Genomic DNA, 3,943 nt, shown 5'->3' with positions numbered 1-3,943 from the left:
GCAAATGGTGGTTCGCGTGGTGTGCGCCCMCGAGACGCCCGATGGAAAAGTGAGCCTGGGTTTTGTCACGGCCCTGCAGGACAGCTACGCCATGAAAAAGACCAACAACTCCGCCAGCCTGGGTGTGGGCGCCATCGGCTCCGTCTCGCTGCCCTTCACGTCGAGCAATGAGTCCATGGTCAAGGTAGGCAGTGAAACCATCACCGCCGATGATTTTTACGACCGCTTTTTTGACCTGGTGAGGCGCTACCTGGTGGCGGACGCCGCGCTCGACTGATTGAGCGCAGTGAACGCGCCCCCGGCGCGGGTGCGCAAAATTATTGGGAAAAGTGCCAGAAGGCTAATACAGACGGGCGAAAGCAGCTATAAAAAGCATAGCACCGGCTGATGGTCTCAGCGTAAATTACCCTGCACCCAGCGCACGATGTCGGCCGCACCCATGGCGCCGGCCTGGCGCGCCACTTCACGGCCGCCCTTGAACAAGGCCAGCGTGGGAATGCTGCGGATGTTGAAGCGCGCGCCCAGGTTGGGCACCGCTTCGGTGTCTACCTTGGCCACACGCACCTGCGGCTCCAGCTGCGCTGCCGCCTGCTCGTAGGCCGGCGCCATCTGCCGGCACGGCCCGCACCACGGCGCCCAGAAGTCCACCAGCACCGGAATCTGGTTGCGGCTGATGTGTTTGTCAAATGCGGCTTCGTCCAGCGCGGCGGAATGCGCGGTAAACAGCGCCTTCTTGCAGCTGCCGCAAGTTGGCTCGCTGCCCAGCTGGTCGGCGCGTACGCGGTTGGTGGTGTGGCAGTGCGGGCAGACGATGTGGAGGGGGTCAGTCATCAGGCGCAACTGGGGGCCGTGGCCGGCATTTCAAGCGCGGCGGAGGTCGCCTGGCCGGGTGGCGGCGTTAAATCCGTGCAAACGCCGGGTAAAGCGCCGTGAACAGGCGCTTTTCCTACGCGTGCCGGCCTCTTGCGGGCGAACAATCAAGTTTCACTACAAAGAGAAGGATCCACATGAAAACCAGAACCTTGATGACCGCCCTGGCGGTAGCGTCCCTCGCTTTCAGCGGGCTGGCAATGGCCAAGGGGAAGGATGACGACCACGGCCGCGGCCATGGCCACAAAAAAGCGAAACACCACCACGCCGGCCCGCCGCCGCATTCCCAGGCCGGCGGGCGTGGTGCGGGCCCCGATCACAACTTCTACCGCGGTGGCCGCCTGCCGGCGCAATACCGCGACCGGGGCTATTGGGTAGACGACTGGCGCGGCCATCGGCTGAGCGCGCCGCCTCCCGGCTATCACTGGGTGCAAACCGGCGGCGACTATGTGCTGGTCGCCAACAACACCGGCATTATTTTCCAGATCTATCTGGGCCAGTAGCCAGTAGCCGGAGAATTCCGCGCATGAAAAAGCCGCCTGGAAAGGCGGCTTTTTCTTTTGGGGTCAATGCACTGCTTCAATACGCTACTGATTTGATAGCTGCTTGCGCCCGCCGGTAAAGGGCTACGGCCCCCTTTTATTCAGAAATGCTCAGGCAGCCTTGGCGGTGCGGCGCTGGCTAAACGCCGTCTTGCGCTTGGCGGTGCTGGCCTGGTCGCCGGCAATTTTGCTGGCGAGCTGGGCGGTCTTCTGCTCGATCTGCGCGGCGAGTTTGCTCAGTGCCAGGGCGCCCGGTGCGGTGGCCTGGGCCAGCGTGTTCAGAGTGGTCACGCCGGTTTTTTCTTCAAACAGGCTGGCATTGGCGGCAGCACGCTCCACGCCGCTCTCCAGAACCTTGACCAGCTGGCTCACCACTTGCTGTGCGCCGTTGGTCGTCAGCATCAGGCCCTTGGTGTAGTACACGCTGAAGGCCAGTTGTGCTGCCGTGGCGTTTTTGGCCGTTTCGGCTGTCAGTTCGGTGCGCGACTGTTTCAGGGCAYGGTTCCAGCGCTGCTCCAGCAGGATGACTGCGCGCTCGCCGCCGGCGCGGTAGGCGTTGATCACGTGGCGGGCGGTGTTGCCGGAAGACTCGATGAGGTCGGTTGCAACGGTAGACAGGTTTTTGGCGGTCATGGTGTTTCCTTCAAAGGGGTTGAACAATGATTCATCATCAATGTTTTCCCTAGTGAGTGCGACCTACCGGGCTAGAGGGGCCGGTCCAGATTCGGTTGCCGCCTGTTTCCGCCGGGCAGGCGCTATGCTTTTAATAGCTTCTTTCGCAAGGCCCTATTGGGTTCTGGCCACTTTTTCCAATAATTATCCTGCCGCTACTCGCCACTGCTCACAGTTACTCGCTGCCTGCCCGGGCCCCCAGAAACAGCGCCGGGTCCACCATGGCGCGGTTCAGCATCACGCCCCAGTGCAGGTGCGGCCCGGTGACGCGGCCTGTGGCACCCACGGCGCCCAGGCGCTCGCCCGTCTTCAGTGTGTCGCCAACGGCCACGCCAATCGCACTCAGGTGGCACATCATGCTCAGCAGGCCGCCGCCGTGGTCCAGCCACACCGTGTTGCCGTTGAAGAAATAGTCGCCCGTGTCAATGACACGGCCGGGCAGCGGCGCCACCACCGGCGTGCCTGTGGCGGCGGCGATGTCCATGCCGCTGTGCGGGTTGCGCAACTGCCCGTTGAAGACGCGCCGCAGCCCGAACGAGCTGGAGCGGCGCCCCGGCACCGGCACCTGCATGCGCAGCGGCGTTTGCGGCAAAGGCTCGCTGAAGGTGGCCATCACCACCTCCTGGTGCGCGCGCTCGCGCTCGTAGCGCGCCTGGTCTTCAGGTGACAAATCTACCGTGCCGGGCGCTACTTTGAGGCGCTGCTCAAGGTAATGCTTGGGCGCCACGGTGTAGGCAAGCTGCTGCTGGCTGCCGTCAGGAGCCAGCACCGAGATGCTCGCCTCGCCGGGCTCTGCAGACAGCGCAATGCCTACCAGCRCCGTCCATCCCGCAGGGTCACCCAGCACCAGCAAGGGCACGCCACCGGCCTGCGCCGCGGGCCGCACCGCCGCCGGGCCCAGCGGCAGCCGGGCAATGCCGCCGGGAACCTGCGACGCGGTGGGCCAGACGCCCGTGGTTGCGGGTGCGGCGGCAAGGCATGAAGCAGGCAAGGCCAGCAAACCCGCGCCCGCCAGCAGCACTGAGCGGCGGGTAGGCGGGGAGGGCTGCAGGGATGGCAAGAAAGGCAGGAAAGTGGAGCGTGAGGAGCTGACAGGCATGGAGTCGATTATTGCGGCGCCGCGGCGCTTACTGCGTGAGCGTAATTTTTCCTTTGCTCACGTAGTCGTCAAACTGGATGCGCGGAATCGCCGTGACGGCGGCAACACCGTCGCCGGCGTCCCAGCTGAGCGTGGCGCTGTCCGGCTCCAGCGCAACTTCCACGCGCACGCGCGGGATCTCGATGGGCGTACCGTCACCCGGTGTGTAAGTCACGTCACCGGTAATCATGGCGAACTGGGGCATGGCTATCTCCTGGAAGGGGTCGTTATGCGCCTCCAACGGCGGCGCTTGAAACCCATTTGGCACGCATCGCAAGCGTTTGTCTGTCAGAGAAAGGCGGCATTGTTGAATGGCGGCGTTCATGAACTGCCTTCCATGATGGCAACGGGTTGTCACGCTCAGGTCACGCTCAGGTCACGCTCATGTTGAAGGGGCCGAATCCCGGGGCTTTCACTTTCTGGATGCAAGGCAGGTTGACAAACCAATAACCATCGGGTTATGCTTTCGGCATGCAACCAGTTTCCAACGAGGTAGCCAACGAAGTTTTCAAAGCCCTGGCCGACCCGACACGCCGGGCGATTTTTGAGCGCCTGGCCCAGGACGGGGCGCAAACCGTGCGTGCGCTGACGGACCGCGCGGGCGTGTCGCAGCCGGCGGTGTCCAAGCACCTGCGCATCCTGAAGCAGGCAAGGCTGGTGGACGACAGGCGTGAGGGACGCGAAACGCATTACAGCGCCCAGCCACTGGCGCTCTCCGTCC

Annotated in this window: 7 protein-coding genes; 3 read left to right on the top strand and 4 right to left on the bottom strand. The window is 63.8% G+C overall.

Annotated features, from left to right (window positions below; translation table 11 throughout):
• Positions 1 to 277: DUF2242 domain-containing protein (locus tag AC1D1P_RS16790; protein ID WP_477673751.1), on the top strand; the 277-nt coding region annotated here is incomplete at its 5' end.
• Between the two features lie 116 nt (positions 278 to 393).
• Here AC1D1P_RS16790 and trxC read toward each other — a convergent pair.
• Positions 394 to 831 (bottom strand): thioredoxin TrxC, encoded by a 438-nt coding sequence (gene trxC / locus AC1D1P_RS16785; RefSeq protein WP_477673750.1) that lies wholly within the window; start codon positions 829 to 831, stop codon positions 394 to 396.
• Positions 832 to 1,007: 176 nt separating this feature from the next.
• On the opposite strand from trxC, the gene AC1D1P_RS16780 reads away from it, so the two are divergent.
• The gene (locus tag AC1D1P_RS16780) at positions 1,008 to 1,373 is read left to right on the top strand and encodes an RcnB family protein (RefSeq protein WP_477648905.1); all 366 of its coding nucleotides are present in this window, start codon (positions 1,008 to 1,010) and stop codon (positions 1,371 to 1,373) included.
• A 150-nt stretch (positions 1,374 to 1,523) separates the two neighbouring features.
• On the opposite strand, the gene AC1D1P_RS16775 is transcribed toward AC1D1P_RS16780, so the two are convergent.
• The 3 genes from AC1D1P_RS16775 to AC1D1P_RS16765 form a co-directional block, all read right to left on the bottom strand.
• A complete protein-coding gene (locus AC1D1P_RS16775) occupies positions 1,524 to 2,045 on the bottom strand; it encodes a hypothetical protein (RefSeq protein WP_477673749.1) in 522 nt (173 codons plus the stop codon).
• 214 nt (positions 2,046 to 2,259) lie between these two features.
• Positions 2,260 to 3,183 carry a peptidoglycan DD-metalloendopeptidase family protein gene (locus AC1D1P_RS16770; RefSeq protein ID WP_477673748.1) on the bottom strand — a complete coding sequence of 308 codons (924 nt, stop codon included), beginning with the start codon at positions 3,181 to 3,183 and terminating at the stop codon, positions 2,260 to 2,262.
• A 28-nt stretch (positions 3,184 to 3,211) separates the two neighbouring features.
• On the bottom strand, positions 3,212 to 3,427 hold the full coding sequence (locus AC1D1P_RS16765) for a hypothetical protein (RefSeq protein ID WP_457279148.1): 216 nt from the start codon (positions 3,425 to 3,427) through the stop codon (positions 3,212 to 3,214).
• 266 nt (positions 3,428 to 3,693) lie between these two features.
• On the opposite strand from AC1D1P_RS16765, the gene AC1D1P_RS16760 reads away from it, so the two are divergent.
• Positions 3,694 to 3,943, top strand: a 250-nt coding sequence (locus AC1D1P_RS16760) for an ArsR/SmtB family transcription factor (RefSeq protein ID WP_477673747.1), incomplete at its 3' end; no start/stop codon positions are given.

The organism is Polaromonas sp. P1_E1_2, from assembly GCF_056406035.1.
The sequence above is the reverse complement of the archived record's forward strand: the minus strand, read 5'-3'. Positions and strand labels throughout refer to the sequence as shown.

Excerpts from the sequence above, each read along its gene's own strand:
- trxC (WP_477673750.1), bottom strand. The coding sequence starts at position 831 with ATGACTGACCCCCTCCACATCGTCTGCCCGCACTGCCACACCACCAAC.
- AC1D1P_RS16780 (WP_477648905.1), top strand. The coding sequence starts at position 1,008 with ATGAAAACCAGAACCTTGATGACCGCCCTGGCGGTAGCGTCCCTCGCT.
- AC1D1P_RS16765 (WP_457279148.1), bottom strand. The coding sequence starts at position 3,427 with ATGCCCCAGTTCGCCATGATTACCGGTGACGTGACTTACACACCGGGT.